We start from the raw sequence: 5261 nt of genomic DNA, 5'->3' as shown, positions 1-5261 counted from the left end.
CCAGACCGAAAACATACCGGCTCCCTTCATAAGGAAGCCGGTATGTTAGCGCCTATGGGAGGGATGGGGAGGGGGCAACCGTCGCAACCACTCTCCTCAAACCCCCTCCACCTCCTCCATCGCCACGCCAAGCGCCGTCCCCGTAACCGACTGCACCGTCACCCGGCTGCGCCCGCCGCCCAGCGGCATCACGCGGATCTGCGTGCCGATGCGCTCGACCATCGCCGGAACGTGGCTGATGACGCCGACCTGACGCCCGCCGGCCTGCAGAGCCTCCAGGCAGGACAGCGCCACGTCCAGACTGTCGGGGTCGAGCGTGCCGAACCCCTCGTCGATGAACAGCGTGCCGATCCCGCCGGCTGTCCCCGCCGCCATCGCCGACAGGCCGAGCGCCAGGGCCAGCGACACCAGGAACAACTCGCCGCCCGACAGGCTGTGCACGCCGCGCCGCTCGTCGCCCATCTCGCGGTCGACCACCTGGATTTCCAGATCGGCCCCCGTCACCCGCTCCAGCCGATAGCGGCGGGCGAGGTCCTCCAGATGCCGGTTGGCGTGGGTCAGCAGCAGATCCAAACTCAGGCTCTGGGCGAAGTTGCGCATCTTCTGCCCGTTCGCCGAGCCGATCAGCTGCGCCATCTTGCCCCACAGCGCACAGCGCGCCTGCTGCGTCTCGATCGCCACCCGCAGTCCGGCCAGCCGTTGCCGGTTGCCGTCGTCGGCCTCCAGCCGTCCGCGCGCCGAACCCAGCCGGTCGCGGTCCCGTTCCAGCACCGTTCGGGAATTCTCCGCGGCGGCGGCAGCGTCTCCGACGCTCAGCGCCGGCACGCCCGCCGCATGGTGATCGGCGCGCTGTCGCCGCCGCTCGGCAACCACCAGCGCGGCATCGCCGCGCGCCCGCTCCAGCACCGCCAATGCCAGCTCTTCCGCCTCCAGATCGCTTTCGGCCGTGGCCAGCAGCCGGCGAACCTCCTCCAACCCGGCGCCACGCTCCGCCGCCGCCCGCTCCAGCCGCTCGCCGGCCGCCCGTGCCTTGTCGGCGCACTGCCGGGCCGCCTCGCCACGGGTCTCGCGCTCACGCTCCGCCGCCGACAGCCGCGCGACGGCGTCCTGCCGTGCGAACGTGGCTTTTTCCACCAGGGCTTCGGCCTCGTGCCGCGCCCCGGCCAGAGCCTTCCGCACCATTGCCACCGGTTGCCCGCCCAGCAGGGCGCTCCGCGTCGCCCGCGCCTCCGCCAGCCGGCCGGCGAGATCGTCCGCCCGCTTGCGCGCCTCCTCCTCGGCCCGCAGCGCGGCGTCCAGCTCCGCCGTCTGCACCGCGAGTTCGCCGGTGGACCGTTCCACCTCGCGTGTGGCACGGGCCAGCGCTTCGGCCTTTTCCCGGAACTCGGCCACCCGCGACGCCAAAGCGGCCCGATACCCGTCCGCTTCCCGTTCCAGCCGCGCCCGCCAATCGGCGTCCCCGGCCAATCCCTCATCCAGTTCGGCCAGGGCGGCATCCCGATCTGCCTTTGCCCGGTCCAGCGCCGACACTGCCAGCGCCAAAGCCTGCCGTCCGTCGGCCAGCCGATGCCGGTTCGCCTCGCACTCCGCCGCCAGTCCAGCCGCCGCGGTTTCAAGCCGCCGATGTTCCTGCTGTGCGGCATCCACCCGCCTGCGGTGGTCGAGTGCCCCTTCCTCTTCGGCCGCAATGGCCGCCAACTGCCGCTCCACCTCCTCGACCGCCTTGCCGATGTCGGTCAGCGTTCCGCCCTCGGCCTGCCAGCCGGCCGCCGTCGCCTGCTCCGCCCAGCGCAGATCCAGCCCTTCGGCGTCCCGCGCCATGGCGGCCAACCGGGCCGTCAGTCCATCGGCGCCCTTGCGCGCCGCCCCTTCCGCCGCCTCCAGCGCGGCATGGCGGGCGACCGTCGCGGCAAGCGCCTCACGCAATTCGGCACGGCGCTTTTCCTGATCCCGCGTCACCCGGACGAGCGGCGTCGCTCCCGCATCCGCCCAGGGATGCTCAGCCGATCCGCAGACCGGGCAGGGCTCTCCCTCCACCAGCCGCCCGCGCAGGCTCTCCACATCCTCGCGCTGGGCCAGCATCAGTCGCTGCAGCGTGTGCTCCGCCTCCTCGACCGCCGCCTGCTGCCCGGCGCGATGCTCGGCAAGCTCCCGTGCCGCCGTCCCGTCGCGCTCCGCCTCGCCAAGCAGCCGCAGCCGCTCACCCTCCGCGGCCTCGCGCTCGGCGGCCAGCCGGTGCCGAGCTTCGCCGGTGGCAAGCAGCGCCAGCAGCCTGTCCCGCCGCAACCCCGCCGTGGCCCGCGCCTGCCGCGCCTCCTCTAGCGACGGAACCGCCTCACCCCGAAGGCTTTCCAGCGCGCGTTCCGCCGCCTGACAGCGCTCGCGCGCTTCCGCCAGCCGGGTGTCCGCCGCCTCGGCGGTGGCGGCGGTCGCCGCAAGCTCCCGCTCCAGCCGCCCGCGCTCCTGGGCCGCCGCCTCGCCGGCCCGGGTGTCGGCGATGGCGCGCGCCAGCAACCGGTCCCATCGCTCCCACTGCCCGGCCACCGTGGCGAGGTCGGCCTGCTCCCGCAGCCAGATCTCCAGCCGCGCTCCGTCGTTCCGCGCCGCCGACAGCATGGTCTCGATGTCGCGCACCGCCTTTCGTGCCGCCCCGACGCGCTGCGTCGCCACCCTCGCGGCCGCCTCGGCAGTCTCCTGCTCGCCGGACAGCATCGCGATCCGCCCATCCAGATCGGCCGCGCGTTCAAGATCGGGTTCGGCCTTCATCTCGGCCGAGCGGGCATCCTCGAACCGTCGCCGGGCCTCGCCATGGCGGGTGGCGGCTTCTTCCACCGCAAGCCGCGCCTTTTCCCAGGCCTCCGCCGCCCGGTCGACCGCCGCTGCGGCCTCCGCCGCGTCGCCGTTCGCCCGGTCGGCATCGGCCAACAGCGGCCGAAGCGGTTGCAGGCCGCGCAGCCGGGCGGCCGCCTCGCGCCGCTCCTCCGCCTCGTTCCAGGCCCGCTCCGCCGCGTCCGCCGCCTCGACCGCCTTGCTCTCCGCCGCCGCGAGCTGCCCGTCGCGCTCATGCCAGGCCAATGCCGCCTGGGCGAGCGCCAGTGCCTGCTCGCCGTTCCGCACCGCCTTCGCCGCCTCTTCGGCTTCCGTCTGCAAGGCCGCGCGGTCGTCATCGCTCAGCACGCCAATGCCGCCCGCCTGGGCAAGCAACTGGTCGAGCGCCTGCTTTTCCTCGTTCCCGCGCTGAAAGGCCCTGGTCGACAGGCGGGAGTAGATTTCCGTCCCCGTCAGCAGTTCCAGCAATTCGGAGCGGTCCCGCGCCGGCGCCTTCAGGAAGGTGGCGAAATCGCCCTGCGCCAGCAGCACGGCACGGCGGAATTGCTCGAAGCTCAGGCCGAGCCGCCGTTCGATCTCCTCCTGCACGCTCTTCTTGCCGTCGCCGAAGCGCCGCTCGCCATCCAGGCTGCTCAGCGACATGCTCTGCTGCTGCAAGGCCCCTTGCGCCTTCTGCCGGGCCCGTCGCACCTCCCAGCGCGCGCGATAAGCCTCGCCGTCGATCCCGACAAAATCGACCTCGGCCCAGCCGAATCCGGCTCCCCGCCGCAGGACCGTGCGCACGTCGGTGGTGCGGATGCTGTTGGGATCGCCGTCCAACCCCAGCATCTCGCCGCGTCCTTCCGGCAACCGCGGCATGCGGTCGAACAGGGCAAGGCACAGGGCGTCGAGAATCGTGCTCTTGCCGGCGCCGGTCGGCCCGGTGATGGCGAACAGCCCGGCCCGCCGCAGCGGTTCACGGTCGAAGTCGATGGAGAAGGTGCCGTCCAGGCTGGTCAGGTTGGCGCCGCGCACCGCGAGAATCCGCATCACATCGTCTCCTGCACGCCGGTCAGCAACTCGTGGAAGGCCGCCATCAGGTCCGGCTCTGGATCGCCTTCATGACTGCGGCGGTAGAGGCGCCGGAAGACCTCCTCCGGCTCCAGCGAGGCCAGATCGACCGGCTGCGCGCTGTCGGCCAGCGTCTGGCCGCTGCCGGTCAGACGCACCCCCAGCTTCAGCAGGCGCACCGGCCGGCCGGCCAGCACCGCCTCGACCTCGTCGCGCAGGGCGGGGCGCGGCTCCGGCAGGGCGACCGTCACCTCCAGGAAGGGCCAGGCATCGCGCGGCCGGGCATTATCCAGTTCCAGCCGCTTCAGCCTCTCCAGCGCCGCGTCCGGGGTGGCCTCGCTGATTCGGTGGATCGGCACATGGCGCGGTACGCGCAGGGGCTCATGCCCGACCAGCCGGCCGCCCGCGAACTCCGCCAGCACCACCTGATGGGGATAGGGCTCTTCGTCCAATGCCAGCGGAATCGGCGAGCCGCTGTAGCGCACGGCCTCGCGCCCGCCCACCGCCTGCGCCCGGTGCAGGTGCCCCAGCGCAACATAGGCCGCGTCTTCGGGAAAGATGTCGACCGGAAGGGCATGCAGGTTGCCGCCCAGGATCTTGCGCTCGCTCAGCTCCGACAGGGCGCCGCCGCGCATATAGCAATGGCCGGTGAGAATCAGCGCCTCTCCGCGTCCGCAGCGCTCCCGTCCCCCGGTCCAGGCTCGTGTGTAGAGCCGCCGTACGCCCTCGATCAGCGGATCTGTGTCTTCGGCTTCCTCGATTCCCGGAAGGTCGGACGGTCGCAGATAAGGCATGGCGACGCAGCGCGCCGCGACGGTCCCATCGGTATCGCGCAGCGGCACGATCAGCGGTGCCGGATCGAACAGGCCTTCGGCCGAGGAGGGCAGGGTGCCGATCACCCGCACACCCATCTCCGTCATCAGCGGCGACGGCGCTTCCAGCCGGCTGGCGCTGTCGTGGTTGCCGGCGACCACCACGATGTCCAGCCGTGGATGGAGAGCCTTCACCCGCGCGACGAACCGGTAGAACAGCGCCAATGCCGGGATCGGCGGATTCTGCCCATCAAAGACATCGCCGGCGATCACCAGCGCATCCACCTGGTGATCGCCGATGCGATCGATCAGCCAGTCGAGGAAGCAGGCATGCTCGACATCGCGGGGGATGCCGTGCAGCGTCTGGCCGAGATGCCAGTCGGCGGTGTGGAGAAGACGGAAGCTCCGCATGGTCCTGTGCTCGCAACGAAACGATGCGCCACTCTACGGACCCCGCTTCGGTCGGGGTTTACGAAAAAATGACGAGGCGATGAAAAAAGCGCTTGCGTGGTTTGGGGGCGGGCGCCTATAAACCGCTCCACCGACGGCGGGGCGCTGAACGAGGCGCAG

General features: G+C 71.8%; 2 protein-coding genes. Both read right to left on the bottom strand.

The features are described 5' to 3' along the window. Positions 1 to 96: 96 nt before the first annotated feature. Positions 97 to 3858 carry an AAA family ATPase gene (locus tag FZ029_RS32615; protein WP_149274343.1) on the bottom strand — a complete coding sequence of 1254 codons (3762 nt, stop codon included), beginning with the start codon at positions 3856 to 3858 and terminating at the stop codon, positions 97 to 99. Continuing rightward, entirely contained in the window at positions 3858 to 5102 is a 1245-nt protein-coding gene (locus FZ029_RS32610; RefSeq protein ID WP_149274341.1) for an exonuclease SbcCD subunit D C-terminal domain-containing protein, read from the bottom strand. The genes FZ029_RS32615 and FZ029_RS32610 overlap by 1 nt, the downstream gene beginning before the upstream one ends. Positions 5103 to 5261 lie beyond the last annotated feature (159 nt).

Source organism: Azospirillum sp. Sh1 (assembly GCF_008365135.1).
Classification (GTDB): domain Bacteria; phylum Pseudomonadota; class Alphaproteobacteria; order Azospirillales; family Azospirillaceae; genus Azospirillum; species Azospirillum oryzae.
The sequence above is the reverse complement of the archived record's forward strand: the minus strand, read 5'-3'. Positions and strand labels throughout refer to the sequence as shown.